Genomic DNA, 20,201 nt, shown 5'->3' on the forward strand with positions numbered 1-20,201 from the left:
AGAGACTAAAGCCTATATCTTCGAGTTGATTAGGTATAAACATTAAGCTTATCATGAAGACTGTATAGTAAAGCTCGAGTAGATGATCGTCCTCTTAATTTTTAATTGAAGAAAATGTTACTATCCACCAATCAACACGGTTGGCATTCCCATCACTATGGTTCCGCCATGGGCAGTGAGATCGCCCATGCGCGCCGCGGGCTTATTGTTAATCAGCACGGTTGCACTTCCTTTAACTACGCTATCTGGAGGGCCAACACAAACACATATCTGCCCTAGAGTGGCGGCTGGTAGGTTGCCGATCAATACTGTTGTTGGCAGAGGGAGCAATGGCCCACCCACGTGAGGGATTGGCACCACGGCTGGTGTTTGCATCGGACACATGTGCATGTCTGTTGCTCTGGCTGCTGGTAGCATGTTTATTCCCTATTGTTGACCGTTACCGCCAGAGGCGATGTTTAGACCCATTTCTACAAACTGTTGATAGCGTTCTTTTGCTTCTTCACCATCAGGTAAAACGGCTGAAAGATTAATGCTTCCTGCGACCGCTTGCGCGTACAAGTATGGGGGAGGGGGAACGGCAGGGTCCTCTGGCTTAATCATACTGCCACCACTCCAAAAAGCCGCTTGAGCTGCCCAGCCTGCACCGGTTTCTAATCCCGCTTTATCTGCCATTTGTTCTGCAAATCGGCGGCTTGTTTCATCAGGTGTATAAACCCAAGCCTTTGCTGCGCGAATGGCATTGGCTTCGTCTTCTTTCCAGTGATGCAGAGATGCGGCGCAGGTTACGCTCCACCAAATGGATTCACGAACTGGGAGAGCATGTGCAAGAAAAGTCACAGCATCGGCAAACAGCTCTTGCTCCATCGCCACAGAAATCAAATCGATAGGCGTAGTGTTTGCGTCTGTTAACTCTGCGAATGCAGCATTTGGCTCGTAGACACTTAAAATGTCTTGCGCGGATTGGTGAGGAACCTTTATCAACATCATCAATTTACCTTTGTAATTGCGCCTTGAATTTGCACCATGGCCCCGGCTTTTATTTGTGTCATGGCACTGCCGTTAACTGACACTAACGCTGCTTTTACATCGGCCTTACCTTGGCCTTCAATATTGATCATTGCGGCTTTCATCTCTGCTTTTGCTTTACCTGAAACAGAGACTTGAGGAGCGTCGATCTTAATACCACTAGCGCTGATCTCGATTTTACTCGCGCCCACTTTGAGTTCGATCTTCGATTTACCGCAGATCGATACTTGGTTGCCATCAACGCTGACTGACGATTTAGCCGCAATATTGATGTTGGAAGCGGCACTGAGGTTTAGATCTTTATCACTGTCACCCGTCCAGTTGTCTTTACTTTTGGCGGTAAGCGTTTTTTCACTTTCGACTTGTATGTCTTCTTTAACGTTTAGGGTGGCACTCTTCTCAACTTGAGTCTTTTTCATGCCTTTAATCGTTGACTGGCTGTCGTTATTTACGTCCAGCAGCCAATCTTTTTCAGCATGTAAGTATACTTGTTCTTTGTCTTTTTGATCTTCAAAACGCAGTTCGTTTCCTTGCTTGCTGCTGCCCTTAGGCGTTGAACGAGTTTTGATGCCGTTTTGAGTATCCGAGCTATAAGGGGCTGCGCTGTTTTTGTTGTATAAAGAGCCGGTCACGATAGGACGATTGGGGTCACCATCAATGTACTGAACGATCACTTCATCACCAATGCGTGGTGTGAACTGAGAACCGAATCCCTTACTGGCGAATCCTTGCGATACTGGCAACCAACATGAACTGTTTTCGTCATTTTTGCCGCCTCTATCCCAGTGAAATTGCACTTTTACTCGACTCAATTTATCTCGGTAGATCTCTTCTCCCTTAGGCCCGGTCACGGTTGCGGTATGCAAGCTATGGACACGCGGTTTATCTAGTATTTCTGGACGAAAAACCAGTGACGAAGGGATGCAAGAAAACTGATTTTGATAAGCGACGTCGTTGTTCGATTCTTCTCTGGATATGCGGTGTGATAGATGAGTGACGATGTACTCTTGGTTCATCGAACCGAGAGGATGGTTCGTGAGTTCAAATTTATAGCCACAAGCAAGCGTCGCTAAATTCGATGATGAGTGAGAGGCTGACTTCTTAAGATCTAACGCTTCCATATGCATTTTTGCAGCGTCACGGACTTCATTTTTATTCTCGTGACCAAATGCAAAGAGTTCTTGCGTCAATGAAGTTGACGCGTAACTTTCTGTGCTTTTTCGGGTGCCGCTATCAAAGAATTCAGCCAGATCTTGAGTATGATCGGCGACAGATACCTTTCCGCTGCCAACATGGTGTGATTGGCTCCACGTTGTTAGTACGTGCTGCTGATTGTTGCCACCTATTTGATAGCTTAACTTTGGATCAGATATTTTCTCAAATCGTTGATTCGAATCGCCAATGCAGATTGTCGACTTATTAGATTGATGGCGCATGTGGTAGTGCCAACCTTCGCTTGCTAACAAGCGCTGTATAAAAGCTTGGTCGGTTTCATCAAGTTGAACACAATACTCATGCTTTTTCCCGCTTCCGGAAAGGGAAAAGTGAAAATAGCTTTTGAGATCAGCTTGTTCTAGCAGCTTTTCAATGATCTGTTTCGTCGTCATGTTTTGAAAAATCTGACGACTGCGTTTGTATTGCAGCAAGCTAAGCGGATCCAATATCTCTACTTGGTAATAAAACTGGTGCTTATCTTTGCTATATCCAGTGAATTGCAGAGTGCTACATATGCCTGAAAAAAAGCGCTTTCCAGAATCAAACTCATAAGACACACAAACGGTTTTGCCTAGGTTTTTGGTATCGATCTCCATGTTGGCTGCGATGGAAACGGAAAACTGACAACCGCCGGATACGCTTTCTTCCCCAATTAATTGGGTGACGATATAACTTTTGTTATCTGAAAGCTTAATGGTGAGGGAGCGGGTTTGGTGCTTTAATTCGTTACTGCTCATATTCACTTAATTCACTATTAAATAAACAGTTCTAAAAGGCTGTTTGTAGGGTGAACATTCAAAATTATTACATAATAATTGATATTATTACTTGATGTGTTGGTATCAACTTTCATGCTCTATACATTTAATCTATTTCGAGTTAGACCTTAATTCAAGGTAATTTGTTTATTTAATTATTATCTGAATAAGATGTAATCGATTACTTTGTGGTTATTTTTATTCTCAAATTTGTTTCATTTTTAAGATGCTGCGCTAGGGCGTTCATGTTTTTATGATGGCTATATCTCTGAGGAGATATTTAAGACATTGTTAATATATAAAGCTCTATCATGCTTTTTTTGTTTTAATTTAAATTAAATCAGTGGTTTATTGTATTTTATTTCTTTTTGTAGTGTTATTTTAAAGAGGTCGGATGACCTAAAAGTCACCTAAACATGGCGTAAATGAGTCTTTCTATAATTCACCTCAAAGATATACTTATTGGATATTAATAAATTTGTCACTTCGTATGAAACAATGTTAGCAGAATGTTATTTTTGCTGCGAAAATAAGAATTTTGCAGGTTTAACTAACTCAATACGTCTATCGTTTTTCCTTATCTAAAAATACAGAAAATAGCGATTGAACTTAATTAGCACTTAAGCGAATAGTCGGCTGATTAACCCAATAGAGCAGGAACCTATGCCTTTTTCAAAGCATCAAATTGAGCAACTTTCTACACCTCTGAGTGATGATTCTATCTGTGGCGTTTACCTTAAACTGGATAAAGGTGCTTTTCGCCCATTACGTAATGAATTTAATGTCGCGCAAACAGCGCTGCGTAAGCTAAGTCAAAACCCCAGTGCTGACGAGAAAGACGCGTTACAAGAGGCATGTCTAAATAGCTGGAAGACTCTTTCAGACAGCTTGTTCGAACAGTTTTCAAATACAACCAGAGATATCGAGCTCATATCATGGTTTGTTGCCGCTCAATTCCTTCTCGATACCACGTTAGAAAGTGCTGCGAATAGCCTTGAGTGGTTAGCCGATTTAAGTGAGAAGTACTGGGATCACCTCAACCCTGTTCTGCCAGTTGAAAAGCTCAAATCTGATGATGATAAGGGTAAAGAGAGAGAGCAAGCTGATGCGAAAGTTAAAGCATTTTTCCAATTAGTTGGTGATAGCGAGGAAAGCTCGATTCTCTATGCACCGATGCTGCAACTGCCCTTAGTTGGGGAAGTGACGTTTTTTGATTTTCAAAGTGCAGAGAGAAAAGGCGAAATCAGCCAACTGAAATCTACGCTTACCACCACGGTGGCGCAAGAGCGTTCCGCGATTCAATTCAAGATGGAAAATGCCAAACGTTGTATCTCTCAGTTGGAGCGTTTGTCTGCGTTAGTGAGCACTCATTGTCAGTCTGTAGGCAGTCAAACTACCAACTTTGGATTTGCGAAGTCACTGCTTACCCGCGTAGAAAACGCTTTGGTTCATTTAAGCGGAATTAAGTTGGCCCTGAAAGCGGAGGCTAAGGCAGTAGAGCAAGAGGTTGCCGAAAGTTCAGTTTCTGAAGGTCATCAGCCAAGCGATATGGATGCAAAACAGATAGAGCCAATACCTATGGCATCGGAGCAGGCTCAGACCGTAAGCCAACACTTACACGCAGGAAATTTATCTGAACTGGGTAACTTAAACAACATGAACCGAGACTTAGCTTTCCATTTGCTGAGAGAAGTCTCTGATTATTTTCGCCAGAGCGAACCGCATAGCCCAATTTCATTCTTGTTAGAAAAAGCGATTCGATGGGGATATTTATCCTTACCTGAGTTGCTGCAAGAAATGATGTCGGAACAAAACGGTGACGCTCTTAGTACGATTTTTAATGCCGCCGGATTGAATCATCTCGATCAGGTTTTGCTGCCGGAGGTGAGTACTCCAACGGTGGACATTGAAAGCCCCCAGACACCTCAAGCGACGCCTCCCGTTTCGGAGCCGCCAAGTGTCGAAGAGCATGTATCTCAGACTTCCCCTGTAGATACCCAATCTAAGCAAGATGAAAAACCACAATCATCCGCTACGTCGGCTCTGAGTTGGTAATTGTGTTTAAAAAATAAGGAAAAATCATGGCAAGTATTTACATGCGTGTAAGCGGTCTTCAAGTTGAGGGCGCAGCGACTATCGGTCAGCTAGAAACGGCTGAAGGCAAAAATGACGGTTGGTTTGCAATCAACTCTTACTCTTGGGGTGGCGTTCGTAACGTTGCTATGGACATCGGTAACGGCACCAATGCGGATTCAGGCATGGTTGGCGTAAGCGAAGTTAGCGTAACTAAAGAAGTTGATGGTGCTTCTGAAGATCTACTGTCTTACCTATTCAACCCAGGTAAAGAAGGTAAAACAGTTGAGATTGCATTTACTAAGCCTTCTAACGATGGCCAAGGTGCAGACGTTTACTTCCAAGTTAAGCTAGAAAAAGCACGTCTAGTTTCTTACAACGTGAGCGGCACTGACGGTTCTCAACCGTACGAAAGCCTATCTGTTTCTTACACTTCTATTTCTCAGAAACATCACTACGAGAAAGAAGGTGGTGAACTACAAAGCGGTGGTGTTGTGACTTACGACCTACCGACCGGAAAAATGACTTCTGGTAAGTAATTCTTTCATTAGACATTCCACGTTCAGTGGCATGTCTATTTCATGAATATCTCATTTTAGGACACCGTTATGGCATTGAACTCACAACATAAGCGCGTTAGTAAGAACCGTGTCAGCATCACTTATGACGTTGAAACGAACGGCGCTGTAGAGACGAAAGAGCTGCCGTTTGTTGTTGGCGTAATTGGCGACTTTTCAGGCCACAAACCAGAATCAGAAAAAGTTGATTTAGAAGAGCGAGAGTTCACGGGTATCGATAAAGACAACTTCGATACAGTGATGGGTCAAATTCACCCGCGTCTTTCGTACAAGGTTGATAACAAGCTAGCTAATGATGATAGCCAGTTTGAAGTGAACTTAAGCTTCCGTTCGATGAAAGATTTCCACCCAGAGAACTTAGTTGATCAAATTGAGCCGCTTAAGCAGTTGGTTGAAACACGTAACCAGCTAAAAGTACTGCTAAGCAAAGCCGATCGTTCGAGAGATCTCGAGCGTCTACTGAAAGAAGTTCTGCAAAGCGCAGATGCCATCAATGGTTTAGCTCAAGAACTAGGTTTGAGCAAAGAGGGAGCGGAATAATGTCTGTAGAACAACAAGCAGTACAAGGTGCTGCCGAAGCAGAAGCAACGCAGAGCTTTCTTGACCGAGCGATCAACGCAACAGCACAAACACCAGTAGATACGACAAAAGAGCTATTGAGCATCATGGCTTCTCAGGCGCTGGAAGGTACAGTGACTTGGGATAAGAACCTTACGCTGACGATTGAAAAAGCAATCAGCGCGCTAGACAGCAAAATCTCTGAGCAGCTGTCAACGGTGATGCAAAACGGTGAGTTCCAAAAAATGGAAGGCTCATGGTTAGGTTTGCAAAAGCTTGTGAAAAATAGCGAGCTAGGCCCAGATCTGAAAATCAAACTGGCGGATTACACCAAAGACGAATTGCTAGAGCAGTTTGAAGATGCACCAGCGATCGATCGCAGCCGTTTCTTCAATATGGTTTATCAAGAAGAATTTGGTACAGCGGGTGGTCAGCCATACGGCGCACTGCTAGGTGACTATGAATTTGGTTACGGTGATGAAGACGTTGCTCTGCTACGTTACATGGGTGAAGTTGCTTCTGCATCTCACGCACCTTTCGTTGCTGCCGCGAATGCAAGTATGTTCGACTTCAACGCATTCAGTAACTTTTCTGAAGGCAAGCCAGTTGCAGCAGGCTTTGATTCGCCAGCATACGCAAGCTGGAATGCATTCCGTGCAAGCGATGATTCACGCTACGTTGCTCTGACTCTACCGAAAACGATGGCTCGCCTTCCTTACGGTGCAGAAACTGTTCCAGTTAAATCATTTGCATTTGAAGAGCTTCAAACTCGCGACAATGGTCAGCAAGTTGTGTCTTCAGACGGCGATTTTGTATGGAGCAATGCGGCGTATGAGTTTGGTCTTCTGATGACTCAGGCTTACACCAAGTACGGTTGGTGTACGGCGATCCGCGGTACTGAGAACGGCGGTAAAGTTGAGAACCTGCCAAACTTCACTCACTACTCTGATGCCGGTGACTTGCTACAGCAATGTCCGACAGAAGTTAACCTAACGGATGAGCGTGAGAAGGAGCTGAGTGATCTTGGCTTCTTGCCACTGGTTCACTACAAAAACACTAACTACGCGGTGTTTATGGGTGCTCAGACTGCGCATAAACCAAAAACGTACACAGACCCAGATGCAACGGCAAACGCGGCAATTTCAGCACGTCTTCCATACACAATGGCAAGCAGCCGAATCGCACAGTACCTAAAAGTAATGGGCCGTGATCGTATTGGTTCAAACATAGATCCAAACGACGTTGAGAAAGAGTTGAACTCTTGGATCAACCAATACGTTAACCCAAATGCGATTGGTAACGATGCGAAAGCAACACATCCATTGGTTGAAGCAAAAGTGACAGTAGAAGAGCAAGCTGGACGCCCAGGTGCTTACTCTGCAGTGGCTTACTTACGCCCTTGGCTGCAAATGGAAGAGCTAACCACTTCACTACGAATGGTTGCGAACATTCCTGGCTAATTCTATTCGGGGGCGCCGTCCCCCGAATGTTTTGAACTGAGTCGCTGATGTATACAGATTCCGAATTTGACCGCATTTTAGCTGAGAATCCTGCCTGGCAGGAGCTGTTACTGTGCGCGAAAAGTCAGTCGGTGGCTCAATTCAAAGCATTGTTGGTTCGTTTGAGCTCCGAGATTGATACGTCAATAAGTGAACAGTTGTCGGACGTTATCCAACACCCTAACTATAAGCAGTTAGAAGCCTCTTGGACGGGGCTCAAATCGTTAGCGCAGCTGCAAGTATCCCAGCGTCGAGTCAAAATCAAAATGCTCGACTTGAGTTGGAGTATGGTTTCGGCAGATCTCAATTACTCTTTCGATCTAAAGCAGTCATCCCTATACCGAAAGCTGTATTCAAATGAGCTGGATACCGCCGGTGGTAGCCCATTTGGCATGGTGATGGTCGATCACAAGGTCTCGGCTGATTACGCCGATGATCAGGAGTATGACGATCTCTACACCCTTCAACTGCTCTCTGAGCTGGGGGAGCTATCTTTTTGCCCAATGGTGCTCGGAACCGACGAGTTTTTCTTTGGTGATGAACCAAGAAGGCTGCTTCACGACAGTGCGAGAATTGATCGCATTCTTACTAGTCGAGATTTTGTTTCATGGCAGTTGCTACGAGAAAAAAGCTCATCACGATTTTTGCATTTGGTGATGCCAGAGCATTTGATTCGTCAACCATATCGTCAATATCAGGCTGGGTTTGTTTTTAACGAACGCCAGCAAGAGAAATATGCCTTATGGGGCAGCAGCGCTTACCTCTTGCTCGGTAATGTAATGCGAGAGTTTGACCGAATCAGTTGGTTTGGATTCCTGCGTTCTTACGATGAGACAGGTTCGTATGGGGCGATCGTTCAGGACTCAAAAGAGCTTAAGACCAAGGTAGACATCTACAGTGAAGAAGATGGCTTTTGGTCGTCTCAAGGGTTCATGCCTTTAACCAGTATTTACTTAAGTGGCCATAAAGGTTTCTTTAGCAATCAATCTGTTTGGCAAGCGCCTGATGAAGCTCAACGTCAGCTCGGTATGCTCCAAACCAATCTAATGGCTTGCCGATTTGCCCATTACATCAAGGTTCAAATTCGTGACCAAGTTGGTCGATATGACAGCGCAGAAAGTTGTCGACGCAGTCTAGAGCGATGGCTAGAGCAGTTCATTAGCAACGTCAATTATGGCGAGGATGCCGTACTTGCCCGATATCCGTTGCGGTCTTGCTATGTACGCATTGAAGAGGCTCCTCATGATAAAACCCGCTACCTATGCGAGATCATGCTTCAGCCTCAATATCAATACGAAATGATGGATGCGAAAGTGGTGTTAACTACCTCGGTATCTGGCAGTGAGGTTGGAGAGACATCGTGAGCTTAATGGCTAAGTTAACCCAAAGCTGGAATGACGATATCGACAGTGTTCGAGATGCGATTGTTGATAACGTCTGTGATCTTATTTCAAGCCGAGCACCTCTGTGCTCAGAGATGTTTTTATCGGAAAAAGGAACGATTGCCGAGTTCGGTATGCGCAACATGGCTCGTGCTCAAAGTAAAAACAACACCAGTGACATTGTCGCAGAAATTGAAGTGCTGATTCGAAACTTCGAACCTCGCCTGAGCCAGGTAGAGATTGATGTTCAAGAAGGGGAATTGGGTAGCAACCAATTGAGCTTTCGCCTTTCCGCCGTGGTGCATTCAGAGCTCGGTGATGAGGCGATCGTATTGGATTCTTTTTTGGATTTGAGCAGCAACAAACTAGATGTAAGGAAGTCGAATTTTGTCTGATTCATTGCTTTCCTATTTTGAACAGGAACTGCGCTTTATTCGCAATGAAGCCTCTCAGTTCGCGGAACGTCATCCGGGGACGGCTCGTGCGTTGGGAATGCGTAAAGACAGTATTGATGATCCTCAGATCGCGCGTTTAATTGAAAGTGTTGCCTTGATGAACGGCAAACTGCAGCAGCGCTTGGATGAGTCTTACCCAGAGCTGACAGAAAGCTTGGTGAACTTGTTGTTCCCGCATTATCTAAGGCCAGTGCCGTCATACAGCATGTTGGACTTCGCTATTTTTGAAGAAGCGAATGCAAAGCACAGTATACCTAAAGGCACAGAATTTGATGTCGCGAGTGAATCTGGTGAGCCAGTGGTGTTTCGCACTTCCGAAGATATAGCGCTGCTTCCAATTCAAGTTGCTTCGGTTGAAGTGCTGTTTGCGCCATTTGAACTGGCTAAGCCTGCGGGTGCAGAAAACGCAAAAGCGATGTTGGAGCTGACGATTAAGGCAACCGACAGCGGTATCGAGTTGCGTGATCTGGATATTGACCAGTTGAAACTGCATCTCAAAGGTGAAAGCCACTTCGCGTTGCGTTTGTATGATGTACTCGCCCATGGGGGCTGTCAGGTGTGTATCCAGAATAATGGCAAGAGCTACTCATTAGGTAAGTCTGCACTACAGCCAATTGGCTTCGATGTGAATGACACTATTTTACCGTATCAAGCAGCAAGCTTTGGCGGCTTTAAGTTGCTGACCGAGTTCTTCATGTTCCCTGAAAGATTTCAAGGATTCAAATTAGACCTTGGCAATGTCATGCAACAAGCAATCGGCTCAGAGTTTCGTATTCAGATTTTCTTGAATGAGATGAGTGTGGTGCAAGCGCGTAGCATTCAAGCACAACATTTTTCTCTGTTTTGTACGCCATTGGTGAACCTACAAACCAAAGTGTCAGAACCTCTGCAAATCGACTTCACTCAAAAGCAGTACCTAATTTATCTTGATGCAAGTCAGGGTAATGATTTGGAAGTGTTTTCTGTTGATGAAGTGCTAGACGTGACGGAGGGCGAACCGTTTAAGGTTTGTCAGCTCTACGGAGACAAGTACAACAGTACAGAGACTGCACTTCGTTGGCAGCTCGTACAGGATACCCACGAAAGAGGCGTGCTTCGCAGTGGCTTAAAAGTGGCTGATATTGGGCATGTTAGTGCCACAACGTCGTCGAGAGTTTGGTCGGTGACGACAACCGCGACTGACGGCATTCGAGCAGGCTCATTGCCTGTAAACAGCCAAGTGACATGTCGAGAATCTCTTACGATTCCTGCGGCTATGAACTTACTGCGTCGCCCAACCTTGCCAGTGCGTAGTCGTGACGCAAATAAGAATGTATGGGCACTGCTTTGTCATTTGCACTTTAACTATCACGCGATTCTAGGGACGGATGACCCAACCGCTACGCTGAAAAATGTGTTTGATTTGTATAACCACAACCAAGCGGTGCAAAACCACATCTATATCGAGTCCCTGCAAAATATCGAGCAGGAGCAAGTGGTGGCGCCGATCCGAGTGTCAGGAAAAACATGTTTTGCTTACGGCACAAAAATTTCGGTGACGTTAGACGCAAGTAATGTCAACGGAGGTGTATCGCTCTTTGGTCATTTGCTTGACCACTTCTTTGCTTATTTCGCAGGCTTCAACAGCTTTACTCAAGTGGATATTTATTTGGAAGGCCAAGACGGTGTTTACCTGTCCTTCCCGAGGAGAACTGGGTGCAAGAGTTTGTTGTAAGCCGTTTCGCTTATGGTGCGTTTGAGGGGCAGCTAGAAAAAGCGTGGCAGATCTTCAAGCATCAGGCTCATTTAAAAGGTCAGCGACCTGAAGTGAGGTTTAGTGCGGAAATTCTCCCAGCTTACTATCAAGCAGAAGTTTCTACGGTTACTTCGGAGCGAGAGGGTGAATTTACGGTAAAGACATCATTGGCGGCTTTGTTTGGCAACTCTGGTTCGATGCCTAGAGCGATGTATGGCGATGCACTAAAAGCGCGTTTTGAACTTGGTGATGAAGCACCACTCGACTTTTTCGACATGTTTAATAACCGTTACTACCGCTTGTACTGCGAAACAAAGCAAAAGCATGAGCTGACGTATCAGATTGAGGAAGAGGCGTTTCATTGGAATCGTGACCGTCAATCTATTACTGAAATGCTTTCCAGTTTGGCTGGACAGACTGGAGATAAGGCACCAATGCCGGAATCTCATTTGGTGCAATACACCGGCTTATTAGGGTTGAAATTAACCTGCCCATTGGCGCTTAAGTCGATGCTAGAAGATTACTTCGAGTCGGAGTTTGAGGTTGAACGCAGTGGCCTAGAGTATTTGCCTCTAACAGAGTGTTCGTTAACTCAAATTGGCCAAGCCGGAAACAATCATCAATTGGGTATGGGCGCGTTGGTCGGGATGTCGACGCCAATGACGGGGCAGAAACTCAACATAAAAATTTGCCCTCAAGACTATCAGCATTACTTAAAAATACGCAGTGACAAAGAGATGGTTCTTGCGCTGGACCATATGGTTAGAAGCTATATGGGAGTGAATAGCAAGTATGCACTCTATATGAAGGTAAATAGCCAGTATCTGCCAAGAGTGAAGCTATCAAGCAGTCACCAAAAAGCGTTAAGAATTGGCCAATCCGCGTGGATGAGTCATCAATCAGATCGTCAACAGTTTGTTGAAATGCCACTGACGAAAAGTTAGGAAACAGAATGATAAATATTGAACTACAAAGCTTGGTCAAAAGGCTTACTCCGTTACTAAAAAGTGCTCTGGAAACGGCTGCTGGAGATTGTGTAAGTAAAGGACACTTTGCGATAGAAGCTGAGCATTGGTTTGTTCAGTTGTTACAACAGTCCAAAGGCTGGGAAGCCGCTTTGCAGCAAGCATCAATGGCCAAAGAGTCGATGTTGGAGCGTTGTAATGACCGTCTGATGCATTTGGCTCGTGGTAATGACTCTTCACCTTCTTTGTCCCCTGAGTTGGTTGAGTTACTTAAAGATGCATGGATGCTTGCTTCATTAAACAATCAGCAATCGGTGGTGAATGAATTTCATCTGCTTATGGTGCTGAAGCAGCGTCTGGACCAAAGCGCTTACAACGGCGTGTTGAGCTCGTGGGTGTCAGTCTTGTCTTCTGAATGGTTACGCAGTCAGTCGATGGTGATCAGCGGACCCAGTGAAGTCTCATCGTCTACCGAGAGCATGGTCCCAACCGGTGGTGACTCAGCGACGCCAGCTTTGGACAAATTCTCGCAAAACCTGACAGAGGCAGCGCGTAATGGCGAGTTGGATCCTATTACAGGGCGTGGAGATGAAATTCGTAAATCCATTGATATTTTGTGCCGCCGCCGTCAAAACAGCCCGATCCTCGTCGGTGACCCAGGTGTAGGTAAAACGGCCATTGTTGAAGGTCTTGCCCAAGAAATCGTGAATGGCAATGTCCCATCTGCACTTGCGAACGTTGAGCTGCGCAGCCTTGATTTGTCCCTTTTGCAAGCAGGCGCGAGCATCAAAGGTGAGTTTGAAAACCGCCTTAAAGATGTGATCAATGAGATCAAGCAGTCAACGACGCCGATCATCATGTTTATCGATGAAGCACATACGCTGATTGGGGCGGGTGGCACAGCGGGCCAGAATGATGCTGCGAATATTCTGAAACCAGCGCTCGCGCGTGGCGAGTTTCGTTCACTGGCGGCGACCACATGGGCGGAATACAAACAGTACTTTGAATCGGATGCCGCGTTGACTCGTCGCTTTCAAGTTGTTGCGGTTAATGAACCTAATGAAGAAGACGCTATTCACATGCTTCGCGGCGTGAAGCGCAGCCTTGAAAAGCACCATGGCGTTAAAGTCATGCAAGAAGCCATTGATGCCGCAGTCGCTCTCTCTATTCGTTACCTTCCTGAGCGTAAGTTACCTGATAAAGCAATTGGTCTGTTGGATACGGCATGTTCACGCATTGGATTGAGCCAAAGTGCGGCACCTCGACAGTTGGAAGCCATTGCAGAAAAAATCCGCTACACCAACAACGAGATCGAAACGTTACATCATGAGTCGGCATTGTGGTCGATTGAAAGCGTACGCTTGGAAGAAGCAAAACAGCGATTGGCGGCTTTAGAACAAGAGCATCAGTCACTTGAACGCTCTTGGAACTCAGAGCGCCTCTTGGTGGAAGAGATCATTGAGTTGCAGTCTGGCTTAGACGCTGAGCTAAAAGAAAATGGCTCGGTGATATCGCATGAAGCGAAAAGCATGTTAGCAGACAAAATGGCAGCCCTGCGTGAGATCCAGGGTGAGCAGCCATTAGTCCTGCCACAGGTAACAGAGCAAACCATCGCTGAAGTGGTGGCGCTATGGACGGGTATTCCAGTGGGCAACATGCTTAGCCAAGAAGTTGAGAAGTTGATGCACCTAGAGACTCGTATCGGTGAGCGAGTGATTGGTCAGACAACGCCGATAGCAGAGCTTTCACAAGCAATTCGCTTGTCGCGTGCAGGTTTAACCGACCCACGCAAACCTGTTGGGGTATTCCTGATGTGTGGTCCAAGTGGTGTGGGTAAAACCGAAACTGCATTGGCGCTTACCGACTTGCTATACGGTGGCGAGCGAAATATCACCACCATCAACATGACGGAATTTAAAGAAGAGCACAAAGTGTCGATGCTTTTAGGCTCTCCTGCGGGTTATGTTGGCTACGGTAAAGGCGGTGTCTTAACAGAAGCGGTACGTAAGAACCCATATTCTGTACTGCTGCTGGATGAAATGGAAAAAGCTCACCCTGGTGTGCACGACATCTTCTATCAAATCTTTGATAAAGGCTCGATCTCGGACAGTGAAGGTCGACACATCGATTTTCGTAATACGATCATCATCATGACATCAAACGCGGCCGACAGTGCTGTTGTTAATGCGTGTGAAAATGGTCGACCGGATGTTCCGACGCTGACTCAGTCTATTTTCCCTGAGCTGCAAAAACACTTTAAACCCGCATTTCTTGGCCGTGCGACCATCGTGCCTTATTTCCCTTTGAACGATGAAGAAATGGCGCAAATTGCAACCTTGTCTCTGAACCGCATTCGTAAGCGCGTTCAATCCCACTACAACGCAAGTTTTGAATTTCACCCTGATGTGATTGATCTGCTGGTCAATATGAACGATTCACCTGAAACAGGCGCTCGTGCCGTTGAGCAACTGATCAATCGTCAACTTATGCCGGATTTAGCAAATCAGTGCATTGTACGTATGAGCGAGAACAAGCCAGTAGAAGCGGTCACTATTCACGTTGAAGAAGGCAAATTTAAGATTCAGATTCAATAGCATTAAGAGGCGATAGACCCCAAAAAAAACAATGGGTTGTATATCAACCCAACTAAAACAATAACGTAATTTTATTAACGCTTTTTGTTGCAGGCCGTGTTTAACGCGACCTTTTAGCAGCACAACATTATGAGTACTAACAGATGACGCATTCAGTCTTTTCTACGCAACAATTGGAATGGATTCGCAAGAACTTAAAAATCGCAGTGATTCACGGTGGGGATAAAGAGCAGGACGGCAGCTTTATCTTTGAAAACTTGAGCCCTCGCTCAACTAAAACGTATGCACCTGTTGCACACGATATTGCTAATGCACTGCGTGAATCTAATTTCCAGTTCGTTGAGGTGTTAGCTGAAGACATCAACTTAGCGCAGTGTCTGAAAGATAAAGGTATTGACTTGGTGATCACGAACAGTGGTGGTTTACAAGGTTTTGACTCCATGTGTCATTTGCCTTCTACATTGGAAATGCTGGGCGTGCCTTATGTAGGACACTCGCCAATGACAGCAGGGATCTTGGATAACAAGCACCTGTTTAAGCATGAAATTAAAGCCGCGGGACTGCCGACTGCACCATTTATCACCATTGGTATTGATGAGCATTTTGAAGATGTAGCAAAGCAAGATGCGATCGATCAAATTGAAGCGCAGTTCAAAGACGGCTTCATTGTTAAGCCAGTGTCTGGCCGTGCTTCAATCCATGTTTATCCTGTTTTTAATCGTAATGATCTCGCGGGTGTTGTAGAGCATGTACGTCAAGCGACGGGGAATACAGTAATGATTGAACCTTTCCTTGGTGGCCGAGAGTTTGTTGTTGCTGTTGCGGGAGAGTACGTCTTTAAAGAAGGCAAACTGACGCAGTCTGAAATGCCGATGGCTTTCTCAATTACTGAACGTGTACTGGATGCTGACGAGCCTATTTTTACTTCCATGGATGTAAAGCCGATCACTCAAGACCGTTTGGTTGCTGTTAATGAAGAGGGGCTACGCAATCAGTTAGCACTGATCGGTCAGAAGATTTATCGCCAGCTTGGCCTTCAAACCTTAGTGAGAGTGGACTTACGCATGGACAAAGAAGGCAACCTGTATGTGCTGGAAACCAATCCAAAACCGGATTTAAAACGTCCGGAGGGAGAGAAGGTAAGTTTGGTTTGCCATGATCTGGCTCGTGAAGGTATGGATTACACAGATCTAGTTCAGTCGTTGGTGTTTAACCGATTATCTTTCCTCAAGCAAAAACGACCAATGTCGGTTGCGCATTGCCTCAATGAGCAATTCGACGCTCTAAGCGTGTGTTAGGAGTGAACTTTGAACTCTTTTAAGCAATATAGCCGCTTGTTGCTCGGAGCATTACTGGTTCTGTTATCACTAATGCTGATCTTTGTTGTTGGGTATGCACAAGCATTGAAAAGCTATCAACAACAGAGCCGTGATGCGATTTTAGCCCAAACCGAAGCCGCCCGAATCGGTATAGAACAAGTTCTCAGTTCCGGTGTGCCGCTTCAGGACTTTGCTGGTCTTGAGAAAGTACTATCGCCAATCGCGAAAGCGGATTCTTCTGTGGTTGATATCCGAGTGATTTCTGGGCAGCAAGAGCTATATCGCTACACCGATGACAACTTTGTTGGCAGCTTAGTCACCATCCCTTTGAACAATAAATTCGCTCAAGTTGGTGCTTTGGAGATTTGGCTGAGTGATGAAGAAATCGAAAGGAGCATCGATAGGCACTTCCAGCCGATGGTGCTGCTGGTGGTTTTACTGACCGCTGCGTTTATCTTCTTTGTGTTGCGTAGCCAAAACCCCAAGATTTACTTCACTGCATTTGGTGGGGTGTTCTTAGCCATGTCGGCGAGCGTGCTGTTGATGGTCGGTGCATTGTACAAATCCGGCTTGGAGCACAAGGCGGATTCCATGGCGAACATTGTTACTCAACGTTTGGCCCCAGTACTGAATGCAGGGATCAGCTATCGTCAAGTGAGTGGCATCGATGAGATGCTAGACAGTTTTCGTCAGTCAAACCCAGAAGTCTCTTCCATTTCTGTTGCTCAGGGATCTGAGTTGATCGCCAAAAGTAAAGCGCAGAACAGTATGTCAGTCGATGAGATGGCCGAATTTCTGGTCAGCGATGCGAAAGGGAACGAGGTGACGGTCGCTTTTTTCCCTAAAGTACTGTTTGCGCAGTTGGTTCGTACACTAAAGAACTTTGCCATTCTATTTGCTGGCTGTGCGTTCATTTGCTTTGCTTTTATTCGCTTGCTGAGCCACTCAGAGCAACAGCCAAAAAACGATATCGTACTGGCACAGGTTAAGCCGTTGCTTTTGGTTACGGTGCTGATGGAATCGTTAATGGCGCCGGTTTTACCTCAGTACTTAACGCAAATCGCGGTAGAGAATGGCGCGGGTGAAAGTTGGTCGTCTTACTTCTTTACACTTTACTTTGTCGGCTTTGCTGCAACGCTATTGCCTGTTTCGCGTCTAGTTGAAGTGTTTGATATTCGCAAAGTACTTGGCGTGGGTATTCTGTTATCTGCGGCTGGCTGTCTGTTGCTAGCGTACGAGTCCCAGTTAGCGATGGTGCTTATTGCTCGATTCACCTCTGGCGTTGGGCAAGCGACGATCTTTATTGCCGTTCAAGGTTATATTCTGCGTTGCAGTAATCAATCTAACAAGACACAAGCCGCAGGTATCATTGTATTTTGCTTCAATGCTGGATTCATCTCTGGTGCGGCAATCGGTGCCCTGTTGGCTGATACGGTAGGCGTGCAAGGTATTTTCATGTTGTCGGCTTTAGTTGGTAGCCTGATGTATTTGTTCGCGTTGTCGCTGCCGTCTATGATTCCTCAGGGGAATGCTCAAGGTTCACTCAAAGAGAACCTGACGATGATGTTAAAAGATTCCGCTGCTTTGATGCGTGTACCGTCATTCATACGCACCATGTTGCTTGTTGGTATCCCAACCAAAATGATGCTAACTGGTGTTGTATTCTTTGCTGTGCCAATCCTTCTTTCTGATGTAGGCGTTGAGCGCGAGAGTATCGGTCAGGTGCTGATGGCTTATGCATTCTCTGTGCTTTTCATTAGTGGCAAGGTCTCGCCAATGATTGACCGTATTGGCTCTGCAAAATGGGCGCTTTGCTTAGGAAGCATCGTTGGCGCTGTTGCTTTGGCCATTCTTTCTGCTGCCTTCTTACTTGAAGATATAACCTATCTTGTCCTCGTCGCAACGTTCGCAATGCTAGTAATGGGCGTTTCACACGGCTTTATTAATGCCCCTGTTGTGACTCACGTGGTGACCACGACTCAAAGTACGAATGCCAACTCAGTTGCTTCTACTTATCGCTTTTTGGAAAGGCTAGGTCATGTGTTGGGTTCGGTCGTTGTCGGTGCTTTGCTTGCTCACCTCGGAACGGACTACGCATTTTTTGCGCTTTCGGCATTCTTCACCTTAGCTGGCTTGTTGATGTGGTTGTTTGACCGTGGAGCACAAAAGGAGGCGAAAGCATGATTCGATTGATTTTACTTTTGGTACTGGCTACATCCTCATCGGTGAGTTTGGCTGATTGGCCTGAGTGGTTGGGCGAACACTTGCAAGCAGAGAAGGCGGTACAGTGGGAAATCAATGCCAATGACAGCGATGTGTTGTTCGCCCCGCGTGGTGAACATCCGATGGTTTGGGTTTTAGTTTCTAGAAAAGCGGACTCGTATGATGTTGCGTTGTCGACCATCTTAAAAGTGTTTCGCAGAGAAATGCCTAACGTTTCATTTCGCGCTTTCCTTTTACCTAAAAGCCAAGAGGAACTGGTCGCTTGGACGAAAGCTGCCGATATAAAGGCGAATATGATCTACACGGTTGGATCTCATGCGACCGTCTTACTGCATAAGGTTTACGCTGGAGGTAAGCTGCCGGTTGTATCGGTAAACGCAAAAGATCCGGTGTTACTGGGCCTGACGGATAACTATCACTCAAGCGGCAACAACTTTGCTTATACCTCCTTGAATTTGCCCGCTGATATTACGCTGAGCTTTTTACGTCGCTTTAAACCAAGTCTGACTCAAATTGGTGTGCTGTACGCCAAGTCGAACACCAGTGCTTATCTCACACAGTTTTTGCCACTTCAAAAAGAGGCTGAGAAGCAAGGATTGACAGTCTTTCCTATCGAAGTTGACGAGAATAATCCTGAGCTTGCTCTTCAACACGTGATGCAAACCACCGTTGAATCGATGAAGGTTAACGATGGCAATTTACGTCAATCTTTGCTTTGGCTAACGGGTAGCTCAAGTCTTCTTAACCGACTTGATGAGGTCAACCTGTATTCAGAGCAGCTTCCTCTGTTAACCGCAGTGCCTGATGCTGTTAATGGCACGCAACAAAGTGCGCTGATGTCTGTTGGCGTAGGGTTTGAGAACAATGCCCACCAAGCGGCACTTTACGGCATTGAAGTACTTAAAAAGGGCGCCGCTCCTGCCTCTCTGCCTGTGGGAGTGCTGTCGCCACCAGACATCTCGATTAGCTTTAAACAAGCAGGCCGTGTTGATACGCAGCTTCCGTTTGTATTGATTGAAATGGCCAGCGATATCTATTCGCAAGATGGCAAGCTAGTGCGTTCTGCTGGTATGAGCATGGAGAGCCATTAACCATGATACGTGTCGTTTTCATTGTCGTTATGTTGACCGTGCTGAGCCAATCTGCTTTGGCCTATCAGCGCCCTGAGCGATTACTACTCGCAACCCAAGAATGGTTTCCTTATCAGTACCAAGAAAACGGGCAAATGAAAGGGCCGGGGATAGAACGAGTGAAGTGTGTCATGAGAGTGATAGACCAGCCGTATCAGCTCACGATGACTAAGTGGGATAGAGCCCAGCTCATGACGGAGGTTGGATCACAACATGGTTTCTTCCTTGCGTCTCGTAACAGCAAGCGTGATGAGTATGCCGATTATTCTGTGCCACTTGATCAACAGAATTGGAGTTGGTTCTCGCTCTCTGATTCAACAGAGTTAGACAACGCAATGTTCAAATCTCAGGTCGAAGTCGCGGCACTATTTGGCTCAAATAAATGGTTTTGGCTACAGAAAAACGGTTACCGCGTGAGTAAAAAGCCAAGAACGCCAAAAGCCCTAATTGAGTTAATGCTGAACGGGGAAGTCGGAGCGGTATTGGGCAATGACGCTGTCATTGACGAGACGATAAAAAAAATGGGTATCAGTTATCGAGCGATTTCTCGAACACGGGTCAAATCGAATCCATTGTGGGTGTATTTCTCCAAAGCATTTACTAAGAAATACCCCAACTTTCTTAATGAGTTTAACGAGGCGGTTTCTCAGTGTCGTTAACTCTAAATATTGAATTTATTGAAGGTCAG

General features: G+C 45.7%; 16 protein-coding genes. 13 read left to right on the plus strand and 3 right to left on the minus strand.

Annotated elements, in window-relative coordinates:
- Nucleotides 1-120: 120 nt before the first annotated feature.
- From OCV56_RS25065 to OCV56_RS25075, 3 genes are read right to left on the minus strand one after another with little or no spacing between them, the layout of a single operon-like run.
- Nucleotides 121-417: a PAAR domain-containing protein gene (locus OCV56_RS25065; RefSeq protein ID WP_010446907.1), complete on the minus strand. Its 297-nt coding sequence runs from the start codon at nucleotides 415-417 to the stop codon at nucleotides 121-123.
- Between the two features lie 9 nt (nucleotides 418-426).
- Nucleotides 427-990, minus strand: coding sequence for a DUF6931 family protein (locus OCV56_RS25070; protein ID WP_086714929.1), 564 nt, complete (start codon nucleotides 988-990; stop codon nucleotides 427-429).
- On the minus strand, nucleotides 990-2,981 hold the full coding sequence (locus tag OCV56_RS25075) for a type VI secretion system Vgr family protein (protein WP_190960468.1): 1,992 nt from the start codon (nucleotides 2,979-2,981) through the stop codon (nucleotides 990-992). The genes OCV56_RS25070 and OCV56_RS25075 overlap by 1 nt, the downstream gene beginning before the upstream one ends.
- Nucleotides 2,982-3,665: 684 nt before the next feature.
- On the opposite strand from OCV56_RS25075, the gene OCV56_RS25080 reads away from it, so the two are divergent.
- From OCV56_RS25080 to OCV56_RS25140, 13 genes are all read left to right on the plus strand, one after another.
- On the plus strand, nucleotides 3,666-5,057 hold the full coding sequence (locus tag OCV56_RS25080; RefSeq protein WP_086714927.1) for a type VI secretion system protein TssA: 1,392 nt from the start codon (nucleotides 3,666-3,668) through the stop codon (nucleotides 5,055-5,057).
- A 26-nt stretch (nucleotides 5,058-5,083) separates the two neighbouring features.
- Nucleotides 5,084-5,614 carry an Hcp family type VI secretion system effector gene (locus OCV56_RS25085; protein WP_086714926.1) on the plus strand — a complete coding sequence of 177 codons (531 nt, stop codon included), beginning with the start codon at nucleotides 5,084-5,086 and terminating at the stop codon, nucleotides 5,612-5,614.
- Nucleotides 5,615-5,683: 69 nt separating this feature from the next.
- Complete coding sequence (gene tssB / locus OCV56_RS25090) at nucleotides 5,684-6,193, plus strand: type VI secretion system contractile sheath small subunit (RefSeq protein ID WP_008219012.1); 510 nt, start codon at nucleotides 5,684-5,686, stop codon at nucleotides 6,191-6,193.
- Complete coding sequence (gene tssC / locus OCV56_RS25095; protein WP_086714925.1) at nucleotides 6,193-7,671, plus strand: type VI secretion system contractile sheath large subunit; 1,479 nt, start codon at nucleotides 6,193-6,195, stop codon at nucleotides 7,669-7,671. The genes tssB and tssC overlap by 1 nt, the downstream gene beginning before the upstream one ends.
- Before the next feature lie 47 nt (nucleotides 7,672-7,718).
- Nucleotides 7,719-9,074 carry a type VI secretion system contractile sheath domain-containing protein gene (locus OCV56_RS25100; RefSeq protein ID WP_086714924.1) on the plus strand — a complete coding sequence of 452 codons (1,356 nt, stop codon included), beginning with the start codon at nucleotides 7,719-7,721 and terminating at the stop codon, nucleotides 9,072-9,074.
- Entirely contained in the window at nucleotides 9,071-9,487 is a 417-nt protein-coding gene (tssE, locus tag OCV56_RS25105) for a type VI secretion system baseplate subunit TssE (protein ID WP_010446924.1), read from the plus strand. Before OCV56_RS25100 ends, tssE begins: the two co-directional genes overlap by 4 nt.
- Complete coding sequence (tssF, locus tag OCV56_RS25110) at nucleotides 9,480-11,261, plus strand: type VI secretion system baseplate subunit TssF (protein WP_086714923.1); 1,782 nt, start codon at nucleotides 9,480-9,482, stop codon at nucleotides 11,259-11,261. Before tssE ends, tssF begins: the two co-directional genes overlap by 8 nt.
- Entirely contained in the window at nucleotides 11,243-12,226 is a 984-nt protein-coding gene (locus OCV56_RS25115) for a type VI secretion system baseplate subunit TssG (protein ID WP_086714922.1), read from the plus strand. Before tssF ends, OCV56_RS25115 begins: the two co-directional genes overlap by 19 nt.
- Before the next feature lie 8 nt (nucleotides 12,227-12,234).
- Nucleotides 12,235-14,841, plus strand: a complete 2,607-nt coding sequence (tssH, locus tag OCV56_RS25120; protein WP_086714921.1) for a type VI secretion system ATPase TssH — start codon at nucleotides 12,235-12,237, stop codon at nucleotides 14,839-14,841.
- 143 nt (nucleotides 14,842-14,984) lie between these two features.
- Complete coding sequence (locus tag OCV56_RS25125; RefSeq protein WP_086714920.1) at nucleotides 14,985-16,139, plus strand: D-alanine--D-alanine ligase family protein; 1,155 nt, start codon at nucleotides 14,985-14,987, stop codon at nucleotides 16,137-16,139.
- A gap of 9 nt (nucleotides 16,140-16,148) precedes the next feature.
- Nucleotides 16,149-18,344, plus strand: coding sequence for an MFS transporter (locus OCV56_RS25130; protein WP_086714919.1), 2,196 nt, complete (start codon nucleotides 16,149-16,151; stop codon nucleotides 18,342-18,344).
- The gene (locus OCV56_RS25135; RefSeq protein WP_086714918.1) at nucleotides 18,341-19,474 is read left to right on the plus strand and encodes an ABC transporter substrate binding protein; all 1,134 of its coding nucleotides are present in this window, start codon (nucleotides 18,341-18,343) and stop codon (nucleotides 19,472-19,474) included. Before OCV56_RS25130 ends, OCV56_RS25135 begins: the two co-directional genes overlap by 4 nt.
- Nucleotides 19,475-19,476: 2 nt before the next feature.
- Nucleotides 19,477-20,172 (plus strand): type 2 periplasmic-binding domain-containing protein, encoded by a 696-nt coding sequence (locus OCV56_RS25140; protein WP_086714917.1) that lies wholly within the window; start codon nucleotides 19,477-19,479, stop codon nucleotides 20,170-20,172.
- Nucleotides 20,173-20,201: the final 29 nt, after the last annotated feature.

Source organism: Vibrio gigantis, from assembly GCF_024347515.1.
GTDB classification, from domain to species: Bacteria; Pseudomonadota; Gammaproteobacteria; order Enterobacterales; family Vibrionaceae; genus Vibrio; species Vibrio gigantis.